At 56.4% G+C, this 21634-nt stretch carries 17 protein-coding genes, 2 tRNA genes and 1 other RNA gene; 3 read left to right on the top strand and 17 right to left on the bottom strand.

Features of this window, described 5'->3' with window-relative positions; translation table 11 throughout:
• Positions 1-13: 13 nt before the first annotated feature.
• From ffs to DFR26_RS08990, 9 genes are all read right to left on the bottom strand, one after another.
• Positions 14-109: signal recognition particle sRNA small type (ffs, locus tag DFR26_RS09030), an RNA gene on the bottom strand.
• 86 nt (positions 110-195) lie between these two features.
• Complete coding sequence (locus DFR26_RS09025) at positions 196-1170, bottom strand: alpha/beta fold hydrolase (RefSeq protein WP_116208647.1); 975 nt, start codon at positions 1168-1170, stop codon at positions 196-198.
• A 12-nt stretch (positions 1171-1182) separates the two neighbouring features.
• A complete protein-coding gene (locus DFR26_RS09020) occupies positions 1183-2943 on the bottom strand; it encodes a cation:proton antiporter (protein WP_245953052.1) in 1761 nt (586 codons plus the stop codon).
• A gap of 57 nt (positions 2944-3000) precedes the next feature.
• Positions 3001-3270 carry a 4a-hydroxytetrahydrobiopterin dehydratase gene (locus DFR26_RS09015; RefSeq protein ID WP_116208646.1) on the bottom strand — a complete coding sequence of 90 codons (270 nt, stop codon included), beginning with the start codon at positions 3268-3270 and terminating at the stop codon, positions 3001-3003.
• Positions 3267-4151, bottom strand: coding sequence for an SDR family oxidoreductase (locus DFR26_RS09010; protein ID WP_116208645.1), 885 nt, complete (start codon positions 4149-4151; stop codon positions 3267-3269). The genes DFR26_RS09015 and DFR26_RS09010 overlap by 4 nt, the downstream gene beginning before the upstream one ends.
• Positions 4152-4309: 158 nt before the next feature.
• Positions 4310-4384: transfer RNA gene (locus DFR26_RS09005), tRNA-Glu, on the bottom strand.
• A gap of 4 nt (positions 4385-4388) precedes the next feature.
• Positions 4389-4464, bottom strand: a tRNA-Ala gene (locus DFR26_RS09000).
• 166 nt (positions 4465-4630) lie between these two features.
• A complete protein-coding gene (locus DFR26_RS08995) occupies positions 4631-5092 on the bottom strand; it encodes a flavodoxin family protein (RefSeq protein WP_116208644.1) in 462 nt (153 codons plus the stop codon).
• Between the two features lie 23 nt (positions 5093-5115).
• Positions 5116-5601 carry an Lrp/AsnC family transcriptional regulator gene (locus DFR26_RS08990; RefSeq protein WP_116208643.1) on the bottom strand — a complete coding sequence of 162 codons (486 nt, stop codon included), beginning with the start codon at positions 5599-5601 and terminating at the stop codon, positions 5116-5118.
• A gap of 134 nt (positions 5602-5735) precedes the next feature.
• Here DFR26_RS08990 and DFR26_RS08985 point away from each other — a divergent pair, with 134 nt between their 5' ends.
• Both DFR26_RS08985 and DFR26_RS08980 read left to right on the top strand, forming a co-directional pair.
• On the top strand, positions 5736-7442 hold the full coding sequence (locus DFR26_RS08985) for a 2-isopropylmalate synthase (protein ID WP_425453366.1): 1707 nt from the start codon (positions 5736-5738) through the stop codon (positions 7440-7442).
• On the top strand, positions 7435-7977 hold the full coding sequence (locus DFR26_RS08980; protein WP_181899032.1) for a methylated-DNA--[protein]-cysteine S-methyltransferase: 543 nt from the start codon (positions 7435-7437) through the stop codon (positions 7975-7977). Before DFR26_RS08985 ends, DFR26_RS08980 begins: the two co-directional genes overlap by 8 nt.
• A 16-nt stretch (positions 7978-7993) precedes the next feature.
• On the opposite strand, the gene gltX is transcribed toward DFR26_RS08980, so the two are convergent.
• From gltX to DFR26_RS08960, 4 genes are all read right to left on the bottom strand, one after another.
• Positions 7994-9529, bottom strand: coding sequence for a glutamate--tRNA ligase (gene gltX, locus DFR26_RS08975; protein WP_245953062.1), 1536 nt, complete (start codon positions 9527-9529; stop codon positions 7994-7996).
• Positions 9530-9645: 116 nt separating this feature from the next.
• Positions 9646-12669: a parallel beta-helix domain-containing protein gene (locus DFR26_RS08970; protein WP_116208639.1), complete on the bottom strand. Its 3024-nt coding sequence runs from the start codon at positions 12667-12669 to the stop codon at positions 9646-9648.
• A gap of 118 nt (positions 12670-12787) precedes the next feature.
• Complete coding sequence (locus DFR26_RS11285) at positions 12788-13174, bottom strand: (deoxy)nucleoside triphosphate pyrophosphohydrolase (RefSeq protein WP_116208638.1); 387 nt, start codon at positions 13172-13174, stop codon at positions 12788-12790.
• A 13-nt stretch (positions 13175-13187) separates the two neighbouring features.
• Complete coding sequence (locus DFR26_RS08960; RefSeq protein ID WP_116208637.1) at positions 13188-16694, bottom strand: response regulator; 3507 nt, start codon at positions 16692-16694, stop codon at positions 13188-13190.
• Between the two features lie 195 nt (positions 16695-16889).
• On the opposite strand from DFR26_RS08960, the gene DFR26_RS08955 reads away from it, so the two are divergent.
• Positions 16890-17129: a GlsB/YeaQ/YmgE family stress response membrane protein gene (locus DFR26_RS08955; protein WP_116208636.1), complete on the top strand. Its 240-nt coding sequence runs from the start codon at positions 16890-16892 to the stop codon at positions 17127-17129.
• Between the two features lie 41 nt (positions 17130-17170).
• Here DFR26_RS08955 and DFR26_RS08950 read toward each other — a convergent pair whose 3' ends face one another.
• The 4 genes from DFR26_RS08950 to DFR26_RS08935 are packed head-to-tail and all read right to left on the bottom strand — an operon-like array spanning position 17171 to position 21631.
• The gene (locus tag DFR26_RS08950; RefSeq protein ID WP_116208635.1) at positions 17171-18382 is read right to left on the bottom strand and encodes an MFS transporter; all 1212 of its coding nucleotides are present in this window, start codon (positions 18380-18382) and stop codon (positions 17171-17173) included.
• A 13-nt stretch (positions 18383-18395) separates the two neighbouring features.
• Positions 18396-19580: an O-succinylhomoserine sulfhydrylase gene (locus DFR26_RS08945; protein WP_116208634.1), complete on the bottom strand. Its 1185-nt coding sequence runs from the start codon at positions 19578-19580 to the stop codon at positions 18396-18398.
• Between the two features lie 17 nt (positions 19581-19597).
• Positions 19598-21106, bottom strand: a complete 1509-nt coding sequence (purF, locus tag DFR26_RS08940; RefSeq protein ID WP_116208633.1) for an amidophosphoribosyltransferase — start codon at positions 21104-21106, stop codon at positions 19598-19600.
• 15 nt (positions 21107-21121) lie between these two features.
• Positions 21122-21631, bottom strand: a complete 510-nt coding sequence (locus tag DFR26_RS08935) for a CvpA family protein (protein ID WP_147300289.1) — start codon at positions 21629-21631, stop codon at positions 21122-21124.
• Positions 21632-21634 lie beyond the last annotated feature (3 nt).

The following is a 21634-nucleotide window of genomic DNA, read 5'->3' as shown; positions in this document are numbered from 1 at the left end:
GGTTGGGTGGCAACCCTACCAGCCCGGCCTCGGCACCAACTCGACAGCGACCGTTGCTTCCTTCCGGACCTGGCGGGATTGACTGTTTTATCGTGCGAGGAGACCGGCAGGGTCACCATAGCGCGTGAGGCGCGGAGCCTTAAGCGAGGCAGCAGTATAGAGAAATCATCTGCGCCTGCAAAGGCACTGACGGGCTTAATTGCCGCGCTCGTCATGAAACTCGTCGAGCGTTTGCTTAAGCACACGCATGACCTGCGGCGAGTTGACCATTTCCATATGACCAACGCCTGGTAACGTAATATTTTGGCCATAGTGGGGCGCCACCATCGAGGTGTTTTGCGGGGCAACAATGGTGTCGTGCGGTGACCACACGCTGACAAATGGAATTGGGCATGGCGCGGCTTCTACTTCACGCAAGAGTTCCATCGCCCAAGCATTACGACGCGTTAATTGCGCGACAATAGGACCCAGACCTTCTTTGCCCTCTGCCAGCACCGTGCCACTAAACGGCGAGCCTACCGCCACGGCTAGCGCGGCCTTGGGCATGCCGCCAAAGCGATGCAAATACAGGCGAATCACCAAGCCACCCATGGAATGACCAAGCAAGATCACGCGCTTTGCGCCGGTATCGACCAAGACTTCCTCGACAAAGCGTGCCAAATGCTCGGCGTTTTTCTCCACGCTGTGAAAAATTGGCTCAGGGCTCACCGCATACACTTGGCCATAGCCCTGCTTAATTAAAAATCGGCGCCATGCCCACAAATAGCCGCGATTGGTGAAAAAGCCAGGTACCAAGACAATCGGCTCACCGCGATGCATTGCGCCCCGCGGTGGATTGGTCGGCACCAACCACGGCTCCAAGGCAAACAAAAACGGATAGGTCAGTAGCGCCGCCCACCATTCGCGCAAGAGCATGGCCAGCGTCGTGAAACAGCCGATTTCGTGCTCAGCCCGCAGCGGCGAACGGTGTTTATACGTCGGGATGACATTGCCCATGACCATCAGCAAACGCAGCAAGGCAAACACGCCAATACAGCTGAGCACTACGCTCAGCAGCGAGCCACCGAGGCCTACCGCCACCGTCGCAATCAACACATAGAGCAGCAGCTCAATCAGCAATGCCTTTAAAAAGCCACGGCCATGACCGCTAAATCCTTGCTCGGTAATCATCTCAGTGTCTCGTTATTTTGGGTCATCGGCTTGCTGGGCAATGGTCTCCCGCAACGCCACCTGCAACTGCGAATGCCAGCGCACCACGCGCGGCCACAACGCCAAGGCCAGCATGAGCACCAGCACCAGCACCGCAACGAATAAATGCAGCGGCGGCAAAATAATCGAGCTGAGTGCCGAGATCAATAGCAGCATCGCCACCAATGACGCGGTCGGCAATGCGCGCGCAAACAAACGGTGCAAGGCCACGCGCGATGGTGTCGTGGCCACGCCGACACCGAGCTCAGTGAGAATCATCGCCAGCGCCTCCAGCTTGCGGTAGGTTGCCACCATAAATGGCATGGCAATAATCAAGAGCGCTGCCCAAAACACCGTGCTGTGCCAGTCTGGCGGCAGCAGCGCCATCCATTGCGTGATATCGCTGTGCGCCACCAATGCCGCGCCCGCCAAAAACAAGGCGGCAATCACGCAGAAGTTCAGCACCACATGCAGCAATATGCGCCGAATAAACGCCGACACCTGATTTTCCTGCGCGCTTGAGCCTATGCTGCCGAGCCAATTCTCATAGGCCGTGAGGCTGCCTTGCAGCGAGTTCGGCACTAAATTGCGCAGCGTCGACGCGGCGAAGTCTGAGTTTTTAATCAAATACGGCGTGAGGATGGTCGTTAGTACCGACACCGACACCACCACAGGGTAGAGAAAGCCGCTGGTGACACCAAGCGTGACGCCAAGGCTGGCAATAATAAACGAGAACTCGCCAATCTGTGACAGGCCCATGCCGACCTTGAGTGAGGTGCGCGCATCATGCCCGGTGGCAATGGTGGCAAGCGTATTGGCGGTAGTTTTACCAAGCACCACCACGGCCGTAATCACCAAGATAGGCAACCAGTATTCGACCAGCACACTGGGGTCGACCAGCATGCCAATGGCGACAAAGAAAATCGCCGTAAACATATCGCGCAAGGGCTCGACCAAGCGCTCAATGACATGAATCTCTTTCGACTCGGCAATAATCGCGCCCATGACAAAGGCGCCCAACGCCATGCTATAGCCGAGCTCCACCACCAATAAGCAAAAGCCAAAACAGAGCCCCAATACCGACACCAAGAGCATCTCTTTGCTTTGATAGCGCGCCACCACCGACAACAGTCGCGGCACCAGCAGCAGGCCCAGCAGCAGCGCCACCACCAAGAAAATACTCAAGCGCCCGAGCGTATTGGCGACACTGCTCACACTCACTTCGCCGGTCAGCGCGAGGCCGGACAGCAACACAATCATGGCAATGGCGAGAATATCCTCGACAATCAGCACGCCAAAAATGAATTGCGCGAAACGCTCGCGCTTGAGCTTGAGCTCATCTAAAGCTTTGACAATGATGGTGGTGGATGAGATCGAGACCATGGCGCCTAAAAAGATGGCGTCCATCTCGCTCCAACCAAAGGCGCGGCCAAGGCTGTAGCCGGCCCAGAGCATGAGGCTGATCTCCGCCGTACCGGCAATTAACGCCGTGCCGCCGACTTTTTTCAGCTTACTCACATTAAACTCAAGGCCTAATGAAAACAGCAAAAACACCACGCCCAAATCAGCCAGCGTTTGGATGGTGTCGCGGTCGGAAATCAGCGGAAATGGTGGCGTATGCGGGCCAATGATGATGCCAGCGAGGATGTAACCGAGCACCACTGGTTGCTTGAAACGGTGAAAAACTAAGGTGATAAACCCCGCCACCATCATGATGATGGCGAGGTCTTTCAAGAAGGCTTCGGTATGCGTCACGCGGCGACTCCCATCCCGGCTAATACAGCCGCAAAGATCGAAGTGTAACCGATTGCTTTAGCTGACCGTAGCACCCCAGGTGGTCATCAGCTGCTGAGTGGCGCGCGCCGCACGCTGATCGCGCTCGGTAATGGCTCCGGCGTCGTGGCTAAACCAGCGTACCGTGGCCTGCGCGTAGCCGAAGCTTACCTCGGGGTGATGATCATTGCGCTGCGCCCAGGCCATTAGCTCAGTGACAAACCCCTGCACGGCATCGAAGTTGGCAAAGCCCATGGCGATATGCAAGCCGTCATCGCGCGTTTGCCATTGCGGCCACAGCGTGTTCATGCGTCTTTTTTCAGGGTGCGCAACACCGCCTGCGGCTTAACGGCACGATGAAAAGCCTTCTGCTCAGGCATGCGCGCATGATCGCTGAGCGGAAACAGCTTGGTATTGAGCGATGAGCCGCCATCAACACACAGACAAGCACCCGTGGTGTAAGACGCCGCGGGCGATAAGAAGAAGGTAATGGCGCTGCTGACTTCGTCTTCATCACCCATGCGGCTTGAGGGAATAGTGCCGCGCATCTGTGGCACCACGAACTCAGCAAATGAGGGGTCGTAGCGGTCCATGCCGCTGGAGGCAATAAAACCTGGCGCCACGGCATTGACGCGCACGCCAAACGACGCCCACTCCACCGCAGCCGTTTCGGTAAAGCTCAACATGCCGGCGCGAGCGGCGCCGGAATGGCCCATGCCAGGCATGCCGCGCCACATATCGGCAATGATGTTGACGATCGAGCCGCCGTGCTCGTGCATGGATTGGTTCAAGACCTCGCGGGCCATCAAAAAGCCGCCGGTGAGGTTGCTGTTGACCACGGCATCCCAGCCATTTTTCGAAATGCGCATGAGCGGTGCTGGAAATTGACCGCCGGCGTTATTGACCAAGCCGTGAATGCGGCCGTGTTCCGCGACAATTTTGGCGACCGTCTCGCGCACATCGGCTTCTTGGCGAATATCGACACTATAAAAGCTGGCCTTGCCGCCATCTTCAATAATTTCCGCTTGCGTGGCTTCTAGACGCTCCACATTACGGCCAATAAGCACCACATTGGCCCCCAAGGCGGCGAGTTCGTGCGCACAGCAGCGGCCAATACCAGAGCCGCCACCAGTAACAAGATGAGTTTGGCCGGCAAATAAATCGGCACGAAAAGCAGAACGATACGACATGAGTAATCCCTATGTGACATCCGTTGACAGAAACGGTTGGCGAATGACACAAGTTCGTGACTGGAAAGTCAAGGACAGATGCGTATTGAGCGTGAAGAATGTGGCGCGTAGCCCAGAAACAAAAAAGCCCGACTCTGACGAGCCGGGCTTTTCTTGTGTGGTGACCCCACGGGGAATTGAACCCCGGTTACCGCCGTGAAAGGGCGATGTCCTAACCGCTAGACGATGGGGCCAAAGTGGTGGAGCTTAGCGGGATCGAACCGCTGACCTCTACAATGCCATTGTAGCGCTCTCCCAGCTGAGCTAAAGCCCCACGCTTCAAACAGCGACTGGGTGCTTGCTGCTGTTCGAGGCGCGCAGTTTATTGAGCAGGCCAGATGCTGTCAACACTCCTTTTGCATTTTAATGACCATATGCACACGCTTTGCACAGTTCGCGCTGTATTTGCTTAACACGCGAGCAAAACACGCGTAAACCGCCTAAAAAATACCCGCCGACAGCCCCGCCGCCATGCCCATGCCAAGCTCACGCGCCTGCTCGACAAACTTAAGCTGCCAGTCGCCACGACACGTCAGCGGCGCTTGCGCCCATTGCCAACGCAAGCCGGTGACTATCGACTCAATGGCGCGCCGCGTGCCAGTGCCATCGGAGCCTGCGCGAATCAGCAGCGCACAGGCCAAGCCCTGCTTATGCTCGAGCACCGAATAATAGCAGCGGTCGAAAAAATCCTTCATGCCACCACTCATATAGCCGAGATTCTCGGGCGTAAACAACACAATGCCATCGCAGGCTAGGACCTGCTCGGGCGTGGCCTGCAGCGCCTCGGCCAGCACCACCTGGACATCGTCAATAGCGCTGTCATTGGCGCCTGCCTGCAAAGCGTCGACCAAGGCCTGCATATTGGTTGATGGCGCGTGGGCAACAATTAATAGCGTCTTCATAAGCCCTCCTCTGTGTTGCAGGACTAGACATACTGCAAGGGTAAGGCCGTGGTGTCGACCACGCGGCGCATGACAAAGCTCGAATGCACACCGCTGACCCCGTCGATGCGCGTGAGCTTATTGAGCAAGAAATCCTGATAGCGATCCATGTCCGGCACCACCACTTTCAGCAAATAATCCGCGCTTTGGCCGGTGATCAAGTAGCACTGCTGCACTTCATTAAAGCCTGAGACCGTGGCCTCAAACTGCGCAAATCGCTCGGGCGTGTGCTTATCCATGCTGATTTGAATCATCACCGTGAGGCCTAAGCCCAAAGCTTTCGGCGATAGCAAGGCATGACGACCGGTAATCACGCCAAGCGCTTCGAGTTTTTGGACGCGGCGCAAACACGGCGATGGTGAGAGACCAACACGTTCAGCAAGCTGCAAATTACTCAGCGAGCCATCGGCCTGTAAGAGCGCCAAGAGGTGTTTGTCGAATTTATCCAAATTGTTTTGCTTATCATTCATTGCACTATATTTATCTATTAATATTTAATTTTAAGCAATATATCACTAATTAAGCCGCTATCAAGCACACTAAAGCACAACAATTGCGCCGATACACGCCTACACTAAGCGCCATACCCTGGATTATTGAGGACATCATCATGGCATTTGATCATCGCAAGTACCGCCCTGCTCCGGTGCTCGCGCGCCCACAGCGGCAATGGCCAAACCAGGTCATCACGCAGGCGCCACGCTGGTGCGCCGTGGATCTGCGCGATGGCAATCAAGCCTTGGTGAAACCAATGACCGTGGCGCAAAAAATTCGCCTGTTTGAATGCTTGGTGCGCTGTGGCTTTCGCGAAATCGAAGTCGGCTTTCCCGCAGCGTCACAGCCCGATTTCGACTTTGTGCGCGCGTTGATAGAACAGCAGCGTATCCCCGATACGGTGACCATTCAGGTGTTAACGCAAGCGCGCCCCGAGCTGATTGCGCGCACCTATGAGTCGTTGCGTGGGGCGCCGAAAGCCATTGTGCATGTCTATAACTCCACCTCAAAAATCCAGCGCGAGCAGGTTTTTCAGACCGATGTCGCCGGCGTCAAAGCCATTGCCGTGGCCGGTGCGCAGTGCGTAGCCGAACACGCCGCCCAGCATCCAGAGACACAATGGACGTTTCAATATTCGCCAGAGAGCTTCACCGGCACCGAGTTGCCGGTCGCCGCCGAGGTTGTTAATGCCGTGATTGAGGTCTGGCAGCCTGCACAAGGCCAGCCGGTGATCATCAACTTGCCGGCCACGGTGGAGATCAGCACGCCGAATGTCTTTGCCGATAGCGTGGAGTGGATGATTGAGCACATGACCCAGCGCGCGCATGTCTGCGTATCGTTGCACACACACAATGATCGCGGCTGTGGCGTTGCCGCGGCGGAACTTGGCGTGATGGCCGGTGCCGATCGCGTCGAAGGCACATTACTCGGCAATGGCGAGCGCACCGGCAATATGGACTTGGTCACCATGGCGATGAACCTCTACAGCCAAGGCATTGATCCTGAACTGGATTTATCCGATATGCGCGACATCATTGAGACCGTCGAGGCGGTCACTGAAATCACCACGCACCCACGCCACGCCTATGCTGGCGAGCTGGTGTTCACGGCGTTTTCGGGCAGCCATCAAGATGCTATTCGCAAATGCTTAAACCGCCAGCGCGCGCCGGTTAGCGCGGCGTCGCCGTGGGATGTCGCGTATTTGCCTATCGATCCGCGTGACTTAGGCCGGCGCTACGAGGAGGTCGTGCGCATCAACTCGCAATCGGGCAAAGGTGGCGTGCTGCATGTGCTCGAGCAACACGTGGGCATCACGCTGCCGCGCTGGATGCAAATTGCCTTCTCCAAGCGCGTGCAGGCGGCGGCTGAAGCCAGCGGTGGCGAGATCGACGCCAGCCGCATTGCCCACTTGTTTGATGAGCACTGCTTGAATGTGCCGACAGGCTGGCAGGTCAGCGACTACCAAGCGCATCGCCGCGATGGCCAAGTCCGCATCGAAGCCGAGGTCGGCACGCGGCATATTGTCGGCATGGGCGATGGCGTAATCTCCGCGGTGATCAATGGCTTAAGCCAATATGCCGGCGTGGCGGCCAGCGTGGAGCATTTCGATGAATTTAGCTTGAGCGATAACACCGCCGCCGAGGCGCTCGCCTGCGTGCAAATTCGTCAGGGCGAGCGCACAATCATTGCCAGCGCCATGGCCAATGACACCACCTTGGCGAGCATTCAAGCCGTGGTATCGGCTTGGGGACGACTGATTACCGAGACGACACAGGCCGCCACCCATGAACCCAACGCTGAACACTGCAGTGTCTAAACCACAGCCCAAGCAAGCAACTGCCGTGACGCTGCGCTACCACTGCTTCGATGGCGCCGCTGGCCGACTGCTACTAGCGGTCGGTGACGCAGGTATCGCCTCAGTGATTATTAGTGCAAGCGATGAGGAGCTGATCGCCGGCCTGCAGTCGGAGCATCCCAAAGCTCAGTGCTTGCCGATGAGCGCCGATGAACAACGCGCGCATCAAGCCACCGCGAAAGCCATTGCGGCAATGAGCAAAGGTGAGCCGGCGACCATCGCCCTGCCCTTAGCCTTGCCCGGCACGGCGTTTCAGCAGGCGGTATGGCAGGCGCTGTGTCGCATCCCGCGCGGGCAAACCATTAGCTATAAAGCGCTAGCGGCGCAGGCTGGCCGACCGAAAGCCATTCGAGCGGCAGCCAGTGCTTGCGGTGCCAATCCCATTGCCTTGGTCGTGCCCTGCCACCGCGTGGTGGCTAGCGATGGAGGATTGGGCGGCTACAAATGGGGGGTTGCCCATAAAGCCGAGCTGCTGCGGCGCGAGCAGCTCGACTAGCGTTTTATGGCGAGGTTTAGCCTTCTGTAGAGGCCTCAACTAGCGACTCGCCCCGGCGAAATGCCGCGAGCTGTGCCTCCAGCGCCTTCGCCTCTTTTTTCGACACACCACCAAGCACTGCAATGGCATCGCGCAGCCGCGCGCGCGTCATGTCCGGCCCCATGATGGCCATCGCCTCCATGATCGGCGGCGCCGATGGCGAGCCCGCCATAGCGACAAAAAATGGCGCCATAAAGTCGCGCATTTTCAGCCCTAGGGCTTCGCTGAGGCGCTGCATCAGCGCAGAGATGGTGTCATGCTCCCAGCGCTGCAACACTTCAAGCTCCCACAAGCTCAGCTGCAAGAGCTGTTTGATCTGCTCGGGCGAGAGCTTCTTATGCTGCAATTTTTCGGCGCTGAGGCCCACCGAGCCGGCAAAAAAGAAACCCGCCCAATCCACTGCTTCCGATAGCGTTTGCACACGCGTTTGGATCTGACTGGCCACGCGCGCCAAATACGCTGGCGTGACCCATTGCTGAAAGGCTGCGACAAAATCGGTCGCTGGCAAGGCTTTAATCCACTGGCCATTGAGCCAAGCGAGCTTTTCGACATCAAAAATCGGGCCACCCAAGGACACGCGCGAGACATCAAAGTGCGTAATCATCTCGTCTAAGGTGAACTGCTCACGCTCATCTGGCATCGACCAGCCCATGCGGCCGAGATAGTTCACCAATGCTTGTGGCAAGTAGCCCATGCGCTCGTAATAAGTGATTGATGTGGGGTTTTTGCGCTTCGAGAGCTTGGATTTATCCGGGTTGCGCAGCAGCGGCATGTGGCAGAGCGTGGGCATATCCCAGCCAAAATAGCGGTAGAGCAGCTGATGTTTCGGTGCCGAGCTAATCCATTCCTCGCCACGCAGCACATGCGTGATTTGCATTAAATGGTCATCGACGACATTAGCCAAATGGTAGGTCGGCAAGCCATCAGCCTTCATTAAGACCTGCATGTCGACCTGTTCCCAAGCGATCTCAATCTCACCGCGCAGCATATCGGTGAAGGTGCATAGGCGCTCGCTCGCGGGCGCATCGGCGGCAGGTCGTGGCACGTTTAGGCGCACCACCGAGGCCTCACCAGCACTTAGGCGTTGGGCGACTTCAGCGGAACTTAAATGCAGGCAATGACCATCATAGCCAAGAGAAGTCTTGGCGGCGGTTTGCTCAACACGCAGGGCATCGAGGCGCTCGCTGCTGCAGAAGCAATGAAAAGCATGACCTTGATCGATGAGCTGTTGCGTGTGCGCGGTGTAAATCGCGCTGCGCTCGCTTTGCCGATACGGCGCGTGCGGACCGCCAATATCGGGGCCCTCATCCCAATTCAGCCCCAGCCATTTTAGCGACTGCAAAATCTGCTGCTCCGACTCTGGCGTGGAGCGCTGCTGATCGGTGTCTTCAATGCGTAAAATGAATTGGCCGCCGTGTTGGCGCGCAAAACACAGATTAAACAAGGCGATGTAGGCAGTCCCGACATGCGGATCACCGGTAGGCGATGGCGCAACGCGAGTGCGAATAGGCAATTGGGCAGAGGTCATAGCGAGGCTTCAATGAACAGAATCGAGGCCGGCAGTATAAGAAAAAACGCCGCCGCCTGCTTGGCTTTCAGGCGGCGGCGTGTGGCTTTTTCGACTAGCCTCTAGCGCAACGGAGGCCTTGGCGACAAGCGCGCACGGGCGGCCTCACTGCGTTGCGTAGGCGAACTCAAGGCCTGATTCACCCCTTGCGTGATGCTGGCCAACAAGTCGGTGACAATGGCCGGGCTGATCGCCCCGCCGCTGGCGCTTTGAATCTCTTCTAGCACACCGGTGAGTTCTGCGGGCAACAGCTCCGTCAGTAACAATGGCAGCTCGCTATCCGTGCAGTTGCCTTCGTTTTGAATCTCGTCGTCGTTTTCACTGTTGACACCGGGTAAGCCGGTGGCGACCCATTCATTGATCAGCGCCACGGCCTCTTTGTGCATAACACTGCGGGCGATTGGCGGCATACGAATACCGGCCTCTGACGAACTGACGCGGAAATTCAGGATCGACGAACCCGGGCGACTCAAGACGATATCGTGCTTGAGATTGCCCGAACCACGCCCGGCAGCCACGGGTTTTTTACAGATGCCATAGCGCACATCAACTGTGCGCAAGCTATCGAGCGATAGGCCCGAGTTCGACGCGCCGCCATTGGGGTTATGGCAATGCATGCAGTTAACTTCCAAGTAGGCACGCACACGCTGATGGACATCGCGCGGACTATTGGGCATCGGCATACCCGCACCACTGCTGGGAATTTCCATGACCGCCACCGCCGGCTCTCGCTCAGCAGGCATGCCGGTAAGCCAGCCTTTTCGGGCCATGAAGGCTAGCTGGTTTTCACCACTGCGATCTTTATTGATACCACGATCTAAGTTACGCGCTTTCGGACCAATGGGCGCGGTGCCCAAACGATCGTCGCCGCCATGACAGGTGATGCAATTGAGTGCCGCTGGAGGCGCATAGCTCGGCGCTGAGCCGGTGTAACGGACGCGCTCGCCATTGATCTTTACATTTGGATTGGCATCGAGGTAATCCCACTGCACCGCGACATTGCCGCCGGCCAGACTGAGCTTGGCGCTAGTGGGTTTGCCATCAGCTCCTTGCTGCCAAATATACGGCAGACCAACCCAGGTCTCACCCGCTGCGGTGTTGCGTTTAATCAGCAAGCGTGTTTCAACAATATGCTCACGCAACAGCGCGCCCTGGGCATCTTCCGTGCGGAACGTGAACGTCTTGGCAATCACGGTACCGACCGGGAACTTCAAGCCTTCGGTGACACTGCCGGTGCTAAGTTGATCTTGATAGACGGCGGGTTTAACGCTGCCTTGACCATTGGGCGGCAGGAAGATCACCCGATACTTGCTGGAGTAATCGGAAAATAGCGTGCTATTGAGCTCATAGGGCATCACGCCCATACCTTGTCCGCCTTGCGTGGGGTCATTGGCGACTTTAAACAGGCCGTATTGGCTCAGCTCGGGGCAGTCGTATTTAGCTAATGCAGCCCAGTTCACCTGACCGACCGGCCCAGCGCCACACACGCGCGCGACCTCTGCGGCTGCAGGCGCCTGTTCTTCAGCGACGATTTTATAGGGCAAATCCAAAACCGGCAGTGGCCTATCCGGCAAGTCGCAATTATGCGGCACCGTACTGGAACTGCCAGGCACAACAATTTGCTGCACTAACTCAGGGCCGAGGTCGGAGCGGTTCAGGCCGGCATTGAGAAATGGTGTGTTGAGCGGGTTGAAATCATGCTGGTTATTGCTCAAGCACAAGCCATTTTCAGGCTTTTTCAAGGCGCCGGCTTGGTCAAACTTCCAGGCGTTGAATTTGCAGTTAGGCTTCATGTCTGGGCGGTCGTAATTAGGACGACCACGCTCATCAATACGCGCCTCGTAGCGATCTTCATTGGGGTTGGGCTGATCGAGACGAATACCGTCTTTGTCGGTGGGATATTCGGTGCAGTCATTGGGCATATCTTCGCCGCCATCCCAAACAATATCCGCACCACGGCCTTGGTTTTTCAAACGCAATAACAGCGGCAAGGCTGACGCCACGCCACGATTAGCATTGGGCAGTTGCGGGTTATTGCCATTGCCGGAGAAGCGGTTGTTATGAATCTCCACACCTTCAGGGAAGTAGTCATAACGCAGGTCAGGCTCATTGCGATCAACCAAACCATAATTGACGACGGCAATGCCCACGGTATCGTTGTTTTCAATGTCGTTGTCGTAGATTTCCAGCTGGTCGGAAGCCAATACCAACATGCCCGTGCCGCGCGGCGTTAGGCCGACGATATTGCCCAGCGGCGCAAAGTTTTCGGTGTTGTTATTGAAGGCTTTATTGCGGCGCACCACATTTTTTTCGCCAAATTGACGCAAGTTCGGCAAGTCGAAAATCAAGAAGCCACCAGTATTTTTCGTGGCCACGTTATCTTCAAACAGCGCGCGATAAGTGTTTTCAAACTCAAAGCCGGCGACGTTATAGGTGGCCAAGCAGTTGCGCACAATGACATCGCTGGACTGGCCGACATAAATGCCAGCATCGGAGGCACCATGCGACTCACAGTCCTCCATTAAGACATGGCGGGTTTCTACCGGGTAGAGGCCATAAGCGCCGACATCGGAGCGTGGTGTGTAAGCAGGATCATTTTCATCGCGGCCGGCCGCGTCGTGCCACCGCGTACGCACATCGCGGATGGTGATGAATTCGGAGCGGAACACACGAATACCGTTGCCGGGCGTGTCTTCAATGGTAAAGCCTTCGAGCACCAAACCATCGGCCATGGTGGCGTTGATGCCTTCGGCACTGTCGCTGTTGGCGAAATTGAGGATGGTTTTGTCTTTACCGGCACCTTTCAGCGTGATGCCGCGCTTGCTATTGACCAATAAGCCCGTGGGCATCTCAAAACGGCCTTCGCATAGCGACACGGTGTCGCCGGCGCGGGCTTGAAAGAGCTGCGAGAGAATTTTATCGCGTGCATTGGCATCGGGCTCGATGCACGGAGCTTGGTCGCGCGATTGCGGCGGCGTAACCACCGTAGCGCTAGCTGGTGAGCTAGATGAGCCACCACAGGCGGATACTAGGCTAATAGAGACCAGCAAGCTGCTGACCAAAACATGACGAAGGCAATTCGACATAACGGCTACTCTTTTTTTATTTCTTATGAGCAGCAATATACATCATAGGTGAAACTTAGGAATACCTAATTCACACAAAACGCCCTGTCATCTCTGCCAAAACTGTGGCAAGGATGACTTAAGCGAAGCGCTGCATGAGCTGTTGCGCCAACGCGACATCGGCGGGTGCCAGCTCAACCATGGCTAAATGCCCGATCGGTAGCCAGTCGATTTGATCATGCACACTGAGCACATACTCAAGATCTGGCAGCTCCGTAAACAGGCCAATCAGCTCAATGCTGCCATCGGCATAGTCATACTGCGTGCGGGCAAATTCCTCGCCAATAATAGCGGCGACATTGAGCTCTTCGTGCAGCTCACGCGCTAGCGCTTGCGCATCACTCTCGCCTGCCTCGACCTTGCCACCGGGAAACTCCCACAGCCCCGCTTGACGCTGACCAATGGCGCGGCGCGCCACCATCACTTGACCGTCGCGCAAAGCGATCGCGGCTACCACTGAAATCATGTCGCCTCCTGGCTTATTGACGGCTTTCAAGCCAACGCGCCGCCTGCGCGAGAGAGGCACTTAATGCGGCCGTGGTGGTATCAAACAGTGCCTCTATTTGCTCGGTGTCATTGGCACTAATGGCCAGCTCCAGCTGCAGCGCGACATGAGCAAAACGTTGCGCGCCTAACGAGCCTAGCGAGCCGCGCAAACTATGCAACAGGCCCGATGCGCGTTCAACATCGCCCTCACGCCAGGCCGCTCGCACCTCATTGATCGGGGTCACGTTGGCACGCACCGCCTTGGCAACAATACTGGCCAATGCATCGATGTAACCCTTATCGTTTTGTGCCAAGGCGACTAACGAGGAGACATCAAAGTCTGGTAAGCGCTGCTGCAATAATGGCCGCTCACGCAGCGCCACGGCACCCACTGACTGATGGGTAGCGGCCAACGGCGACGCCAATGCTGCCAGTATCGTTGTCATCATTTGCTCATAAATGATGGGTTTAGCAATAAAGCCGTTCATGCCCGCCGCCAAATAAGACTCTCGCTCACTGTCGAGCACGCCGGCGGTCATCGCTAAAATAGGACCACGCCACTGCTGCTGTTGGCGCAAATGCTCCGTCGCCGTGAGGCCATCCATCACCGGCATTTGAATATCCATTAAAATCAAATCAAAGACCACCGACGCCGCCGCTACGGCCTCAACAGCCTGCTCGCCATGCTCAGCAATATGCACATCGGCTCCAGCTTGCATGAGCATTTGGCTGGCCACAAAGCGGTTAAGGGCATTGTCCTCGACTAACAATACCTGCTTACCCGTGAGTGGTTGTGCAACCACATCGGGAATGGCTAAAACCTGCTCGCCACGCTGATTCGCCAGCGCTTCATGCAATGTATCGAACAAGTTTGAGCTGGTAACCGGCTTCACTAAAACGGCATCAACCTGCTCCGCCTCAACACTGGCTTGCAAATCACTTTGCTGAAACGCGCTCACCATGATGACCATTGGCCAGGATGAATTGGGGTGTGATTGGCGTACCGCGGCCATGGTTTCCAAGCCATCTAAACCGGGCATTTGCCAATCAACCACGAGCACATCGAAGGGGTTATTGGCGGCTTGCGCGCGCGCAATCACCGCCAATGCATTGTGGCCACTGATAACGCCGGTGGCGTGCCAGCCCCAGCTCTCAATGGCTTTGCACAAATACTCGCAACTGGTGGCGTTATCGTCGACCACGAGAATGCGCAGATCCCCGAGCGTCTCTGCACGGCGAGAGCTATCGAGCGCCAATTGCGATGCGTGTAACGGCACTATCAAACTGAATTCCGTACCAACCCCGTAGTCGCTGCGTAGCTGTAACTGGCCGCCCATCAGCTCCACTAAGCGCTTGGAGATCGCTAGGCCCAAGCCAGTACCACCAAAACGCCGCGTAATCGATGCATCGGCTTGTGAAAATGGCGCAAATAATCCCGCTTGCTGCTCGGCAGTCATCCCAATGCCGGTGTCGCGAATGCGAAAGCGCAAACACTCGCCCAAGTCATTATCGCGATGGCGATCGACCAATAACGCCACCTCACCCGCCTCGGTGAATTTAATCGCGTTGCCGACTAAATTGACCAAGACTTGCTGCAGGCGCTGCACATCGCCAACGTAGTTGGTCTCTACCTCTGGCTCTAAGCCAATGATCAACTCAAGCGACTTGTGTGCGGCATTCACCGACATGATCGTCGCCAACACATTGAGCACATCATTTAAGCGAAATGGCGCCTCCACTAAGGTCATGTGGCCGGCTTCAATTTTCGAGAAGTCTAAGATGTCATTGAGTAGCGTCAGCAACGACTCACCGGCGCCGCGTAACATCGCCATGTATTTGGTTTGGTCGGCGCTGAGTTTGGTTTTTCCAAGCAAATGCGTGATGCCCAATACCGCATTCATTGGCGTACGAATTTCGTGGCTGATATTGGCGACAAACGCCGATTTGGCCTGACTGGCCACCTCGGCTCGCTCTTTCGCCACTTGCAGCTCGGCGGTGCGATCGAGGACTTGCTGTTCTAGGTTGGCGTTGAGTGCCAACACCTCGGCTTCGGCGGCTTTTTCGCGGGTGATATCGCGCAGACTATGGGCAATGGCGATGACATCGCCGCCAACGTCACGCACTGGCGACAAGGAGTAGGAAACAAAGATCAGCTCGCCATCGCTGCGCTCTCGACTGGTGACAAAATGCGCCACGCTGTGACCCTGACTAAGCGTCTCTTGAATACTCGCCGCCTCGGCATCATCTGGGCAAATCAAGGCGTTCAAGTCACAGCCTGTCGCCTCATCTGAGCTGTAGCCAAACAGCCGGGAGGACGCCTGGTTCCAGCTCAAAATCGTGCCGGTCAAGGTCGTCACAATAATCGCGTCGCTGGCACTAGCCACGATGGCGGCCTGATGATTTCGCTGCAAATCAATTTGCTGCTGGCGGCGACGAATAAGAAGATAGAGCTGCAAGAAAATAGCGCTAACAACCGACACGATGATCATGCTGAGCCAGATGGTTTTTCGAGCGGCTAATATGCTGTGATCAATCGTGGCTTCATCGGCCGTGATGAAGAACACCAGGTCATAAGCCGTGCGACCATCCCCCACTTTCAACACACGCTTGGCGACACGCAAAACATGCGAGTCATCGGTTTGCCAAAGTGAAATACCGCGCAGCTGTGCCACGTTTTCCGTGCGTGGGCGCGCCATATCTTGCCAGCGGTAGCGTTGGCCTAAATCAAAACCATAGGTCTTATGGCGGTCTGGGTGCAAAATAAAATCACCCGAGGTGTTGGTGACATAGGCCTGGGCATACTTCGGCAGCTTGGCCTTTACAGCAGCCAAAATATCTTGGCTATTATAATTCACCACCACAATGGCATAGAGCTCACCATTGGCATGAAAAACCGGCGTGGCCATGCGCACAACCGGCGAATGCGGTTCTTCCACTTCGCCAAACTCACGATTGAGATTAAACGGCGAAATATAGATCTCATTGCGCTTGAGTTTCAGTGTCTCCTGAAAGTAGCGCATGTCTTCTTTTACTTGCAGCTGGTCGCCAACGACTCGCTGCGATTGTCCCTCGCGCCGATCCACGCGCACCAACTCCCTGCCGCCATTTTGCACGCCAATGAGACGCACCTGTAGCAGGCTGGGATTGGTCTCAAGATAGGCCCCATAAACATCGGCAAGTTGTTGAGCCCAGCGTGCGCTACTGAGCTGCGATTGCGGATCAATGCCTTGGTTAAATGCCGCACGCGTCATGCCTTTAACGGGCGGTAGCCGTGACAAAAAGCGCACGTCATTGCGCAGCGCCAGTAAATGGCTAGAGAACTGTTCTGTGCGGTGCGCACTCATTCGCACCAGTGCGGTGTTGAGCTCTTGGTCGGCGGTTTTCCGAGCGCGGCTATCCGATATCACCATCGCCGAAATAGTCACCACGCAGAGCAACACCACTAACGCTAACCACGCCGTGACTCGAGATGACGGTTTATGCCATTGCAACGCAAGCATATCTTTGCCCTATTGCGCCGGCCGTGCTGGCGCCAATGAAGAAAATGATGTGCTTAGAGTACCTACTTCAGGGCACTGGTGTGCAACTAAGCTTAGACTTCCTGTCGTTAAACTGTTGTCTTTATTAGGCTGCGGCATTGTCGCTGTGCTAAAACATTGAGGCGGCATCTAGACCGTCTGTTAGGAGAAAAAAAGATGTTAAGTTTAATTTTAGTGGGCCTCGTGGCCGGTTGGCTCGCCGGTGTGCTGATGAAAGGCGGCGGCTTTGGCATCATTGGCGATATTGTCGTGGGCATTGTCGGTGCCGTGCTAGGTGGCTATTTATTCTCAGCACTCGGGCTCTCTGCCGATGGCGGCTTCGTTGGCCGAATTATTGTCGCCACCGTCGGTGCTGTTGTGCTGATTGCCATCATACGTTTTGTAAAGCGCGCGTAGCGGTTTTCCATCGTGGCCACACAAGCTCGTGCGGCCACGACTTATTGATGCATGGAGGCGCGGCGTATGCTCCAGAGCAAGGCCACACCGACCAACAGTGCCAACGACAACAATCCGACAACGCCCAGCCAGCCGTAGCCGTCCCAAGCTACTCCAGAATACGTGCCCAATATGCTGGCACCCAAGTAATAGCTCATCAAATATAACGACGCCGCCAGGGCTTTATGTTGCCCCGCGCGCTGCCCGACCCAACTACTGGCCATCGCGTGGGCACCAAAAAAGGCAAAGGTAAACAGCGCCACACCCGACATCAGCCAGATCACATTGGGCAGCAGTGACAAACACAAACCCAGCAACATAGCCAACCACATCCACGCCAAGGCAGGTGCTCGCCCGAGCTGGCGCGTGAGTCGACCTGACCACGCAGAGGCTAAAGAGCCCGGCAAGTACAGCAGAAACACGCCACCAATAGCCGCTGAGGTAAATGAAAATGGCGGCAATTCGAGGCGAAAGCTCAAGTAGTTATAGAGCCCCACAAAAATACCGAGCAATAAAAACCCGGTGATATACAACGCCCACAAAGTAGCATCGCGGGTAATCGCACGAAGCGCGCGCATAAAGGCTTGACGGCCTGCGCGAGACCACGGCAAAGCGCGCGCTTGAAACTGCTGCGAATCCGGCAAAAACCACCACATCAGTAATGCCGCCACTAGGCCAATAGCACCAACCAAGGCCACGGCATCCGACCATGGCCAATGCTCAGCAACTAAGGCCGTGGCTAAGCGCCCGCTCATGCCGCCCAGCGCGGTGCCGGCCACGTAAATGCCCATCACCGAGCCGACCGCGTTGAGCTCAACCTCCTCACCAGCATAAGCCATGGCGGTCGCTGGCAATCCGGCAAGCGCCACGCCGGCCAGAGCGCGCAAGATCAGTAATTGCTCAGGGTTTTGGGCCCATGCGGTGGCGAGGGTTAACAGCGCTGCTATAAAGAGTGAGGCCACCATCACAGGACGACGGCCAAAGCGATCGGCCAAGACACTGGCAGGAATTAAGGCCAAGCCCAACGCCGCAGTGGCAGCCGACAAAATGACTGAGCTTTGTGCCGGGCTAAGCTGCAGGTCGCGGGCAAAGTGCGGCAGCAAAGGTTGTGGCCAATACAGCAACCAAAAGGTTGAAAAGCCACCCAGCAATAAGGCGCGCGAAACCTGCCGGTAGCCTGGCGAATGCTTAGCGAGCGGCGTCACGGCGCGCATGCATCACAGGCACTCAAAGCGCGGCTAGGCCACGGGCGCAGTCGGCCTTAATGTCCTCGATGTCCTCTAAGCCCACGGCAATGCGAATCAAGCCCTCACTAATGCGCGCAGCTGCTTTCGCCTCAGGGCTCAAACGTCCATGCGTGGTCGAGCCGGGATGCGTGATGGTGGATTTGGCATCGCCCAAATTCGCGGTAATCGACAGCAACTGCGTGGCATTGATAAAACGCCACGCCGCTTCGCGGCCACCCGCCACTTCAAATGACAAGACGCCGCCAAAGCCGGTTTGCTGACGACAGGCCAGCGCATGTTGCGGATGCGACTTCAGGCCGGTGTAATGCACGGCGACTACTCCCGCTTGATGCTCTAGCCATTGCGCCAAGGCTTGTGCGTTTTGCGTGTGCGCCGCCATGCGAATACGTAATGTCTCCAAGCCTTTGAGAAATACCCAGGCATTAAACGGGCTCATGGCCGGGCCGCAGGTGCGCACCACGCCAACGATATCAGCGATCAAGGCCGCCGAGCCGACCACCGCGCCACCGAGCGCACGGCCTTGGCCATCGAGGTATTTGGTGGCGGAATGGATAACTAAGTCAGCGCCGAGCGCTAAAGGTAACTGCTGTGCCGGTGTGCAAAAACAGTTATCGACAGCGAGCAAAATGCCGTGTTTGTGCGCCAATTCAGCTAGCGCGGCGATATCGACCAACTCGCCGAGCGGATTGCTCGGCGTCTCAATAAAAAACAACTTGGTCGCCGGCGTAATCGCTGCCTCCCAAGCCGCCAAATCGGCGAGCGGCACAAAGCCTGTGCTGACACCGAAATTACGCGCGTACTTATCAAACAGCACATTGGTGGTGCCAAACAGGCTTTGCGACGTCACGATTTCATCGCCGGCCTTCAGCAAGCCCAGCACGGTGGCCAAAATCGCAGCCATGCCAGAGCTTGTTGCTACGGCCTTTTCGCCGCCCTCGAGTGCCGCCAAACGCTCTTCGAAGCTGCGCACCGTGGGGTTGGTGTAACGCGAATAGACATTGCCCGGCTCAGAGCCATCGAAGCGAGCCGCGGCCTCTTCGGCTGAGGCAAAGACATAGGAAGACGTTAAAAATAGCGCCTCGGAGTGTTCGCCATGATCACTGCGAATATTACCGGCACGTACCGCCAGCGTATCAAAGCGCGGGGTTGAATCGTTCTGCGACATGCCGGTCTCCGGATCAGTTATTCGCCGTTGGATAGGTCAACAAGGTTAGGCCCTTGTGGCACTTTACGCTTGGCGCCGTCGCTGCGCGAGACTTCCAAGGCCGCTAAATACGACTCGTTGATATCGCCAGTGACGTAGTCGCCATCAAACACTGAGCAATCAAAACGCTCAATGTCAGGGTTACCCTCACGCGCCGCGGCGATTAAGTCATCGAGCTTTTGATAAATCAGCGCATCGGCACCGATGAGCTCGCAGACCTCTTGCTCGCTGCGGCCATAGGCAATGAGCTCGTTGCGAGCCGGCATATCGATGCCGTAGACATTAGGGAACTTCACGGCCGGTGCGGCAGAGGCGAAATAGACGTTTTTCGCGCCAGCATCACGCGCCATTTGAATAATTTCGCGACAGGTCGTGCCGCGCACAATCGAGTCATCGACCAGCAGCACATTCTTGCCCATAAATTCGAGCTCGATGGGATTGAGCTTTTGACGCACGGATTTTTTGCGCTGACCCTGACCGGGCATAATAAATGTGCGACCAATGTAGCGATTTTTCATGAAGCCCTCGCGGTACTTCACATTGAGCTGATTGGCCAACTCCAGCGCCGACGTGCGGCTGGTGTCGGGAATCGGAATCACCACATCAATCTCAAGGTCAGGATGCAGCTCGCGGATGGTATTGGCGAGCGTTTCACCCATGCGCAAACGGGCTTTATAGACCGAGATATTATCGATGATGGAGTCTGGCCGCGCGAAATACACATGCTCAAAAATGCATGGCGAAAACACCGGTTTATCGGCGCATTGGCGGGTGTGCATATTGCCTTCGTTATCGATGAAAATCGCCTCGCCCGGTAGCAAGTCGCGAACGATACGAAAGCCCACGGAGGTGATTGCCACCGACTCGGAAGCAATGATGTACTCCTTGCCAGCGGGCGTGTCGCGCTCACCAAAAATGATCGGACGAATGCCAAACGGGTCGCGAAAGCCAACAATGCCATAGCCGGTAATCATGGCGACCACGGCATAAGCCCCCTTGCAGCGCGTATGCACACCGCTCACGGCGGCAAAAATATCATCGATGCTGGGCACGATTTTGCCGCGAATTTGCAACTCGTGGGCAAACACATTGAGCAGTACTTCGGAATCAGAGTCGGTATTAACATGGCGCAAATCGGAGCGATAAATGTCTTTCGCCAAGGCCTCTGAATTAGTCAGGTTGCCGTTGTGCGCGAGCGTGATGCCATAGGGCGAGTTGACATAAAACGGTTGCGCCTCGGCCGAGCTCGATGAGCCCGCGGTGGGATAGCGCACATGGCCAATGCCATAGTGGCCAGCCAAACGCAGCATGTGGCGCGTATGAAAAACGTCGCGCACCATGCCGTTGTCTTTGCGGAGAAATAAGCGATGGTCATCGCTGGTGACGATGCCGGCGGCGTCTTGGCCGCGATGCTGCAGCACCGTGAGCGCGTCATAAAGTGCCTGGTTAACCGGGGCTTTTCCGGCAATGGCAACGATTCCGCACATGATGACCTCACAAGCTTATTGGCTAGCCGACTCGCTAGCAGTTGGGGAGCGAACCGTAGCAATCGCCTTGTCTTTCAGCTGGCGTGCAAGCGATTCATATTTCAAGATTGCGCGCGGCAGTTGCGCCTCGCGAAACCACACATCTTCTCGAATAAACGGTGCCATCAGCATCAAAGCAATCAGGCAGAGCACCACGCCGCGCAGCACACCAAAGAGCCCGCCGAAGAAACGATCCAATAAGCTTAAGCCGCCCGCGCGCAGCATCATGCTGATGGCATGACCGCCCAAGCTGCACACCACTAATGTGCCCAAAAACAGGCTGCCGTAGGACATCACCAGCCGAACCGAAGGCGTGCTGACCCACTGTGCTAACCAAGCGGCCATTGGCTCGTTGTACGCGCGGGCTAAATAAATTGCTAATACCCAGCCAGCCAAGGCAATTGCCTCGCGCACCAAACCGCGCGAAAATCCGAAGATCAGCGACAGTGCAAGCACAACCAAAATAACAATATCTGCCGGGTGCATAAG

The organism is Paraperlucidibaca baekdonensis (assembly GCF_003387535.1).
GTDB classification, from domain to species: Bacteria; Pseudomonadota; Gammaproteobacteria; order Pseudomonadales; family Moraxellaceae; genus Perlucidibaca; species Perlucidibaca baekdonensis.
This window is presented reverse-complemented; position numbering and strand designations above follow the sequence as displayed.

Excerpts from the sequence above, each read along its gene's own strand:
- DFR26_RS08995 (WP_116208644.1), bottom strand. The coding sequence starts at position 5,092 with ATGAAGACGCTATTAATTGTTGCCCACGCGCCATCAACCAATATGCAG.
- purF (WP_116208633.1), bottom strand. The coding sequence starts at position 21,106 with ATGTGCGGAATCGTTGCCATTGCCGGAAAAGCCCCGGTTAACCAGGCA.
- DFR26_RS08955 (WP_116208636.1), top strand. The coding sequence starts at position 16,890 with ATGTTAAGTTTAATTTTAGTGGGCCTCGTGGCCGGTTGGCTCGCCGGT.
- DFR26_RS08935 (WP_147300289.1), bottom strand. The coding sequence starts at position 21,631 with ATGCACCCGGCAGATATTGTTATTTTGGTTGTGCTTGCACTGTCGCTG.
- DFR26_RS09025 (WP_116208647.1), bottom strand. The coding sequence starts at position 1,170 with ATGATTACCGAGCAAGGATTTAGCGGTCATGGCCGTGGCTTTTTAAAG.
- DFR26_RS11285 (WP_116208638.1), bottom strand. The coding sequence starts at position 13,174 with ATGATTTCAGTGGTAGCCGCGATCGCTTTGCGCGACGGTCAAGTGATG.
- DFR26_RS09010 (WP_116208645.1), bottom strand. The coding sequence starts at position 4,151 with ATGTCGTATCGTTCTGCTTTTCGTGCCGATTTATTTGCCGGCCAAACT.
- DFR26_RS09015 (WP_116208646.1), bottom strand. The coding sequence starts at position 3,270 with ATGAACACGCTGTGGCCGCAATGGCAAACGCGCGATGACGGCTTGCAT.
- DFR26_RS08960 (WP_116208637.1), bottom strand. The coding sequence starts at position 16,694 with ATGCTTGCGTTGCAATGGCATAAACCGTCATCTCGAGTCACGGCGTGG.
- DFR26_RS08990 (WP_116208643.1), bottom strand. The coding sequence starts at position 5,601 with ATGAATGATAAGCAAAACAATTTGGATAAATTCGACAAACACCTCTTG.
- DFR26_RS08970 (WP_116208639.1), bottom strand. The coding sequence starts at position 12,669 with ATGTCGAATTGCCTTCGTCATGTTTTGGTCAGCAGCTTGCTGGTCTCT.
- DFR26_RS08950 (WP_116208635.1), bottom strand. The coding sequence starts at position 18,382 with ATGCGCGCCGTGACGCCGCTCGCTAAGCATTCGCCAGGCTACCGGCAG.
- DFR26_RS08945 (WP_116208634.1), bottom strand. The coding sequence starts at position 19,580 with ATGTCGCAGAACGATTCAACCCCGCGCTTTGATACGCTGGCGGTACGT.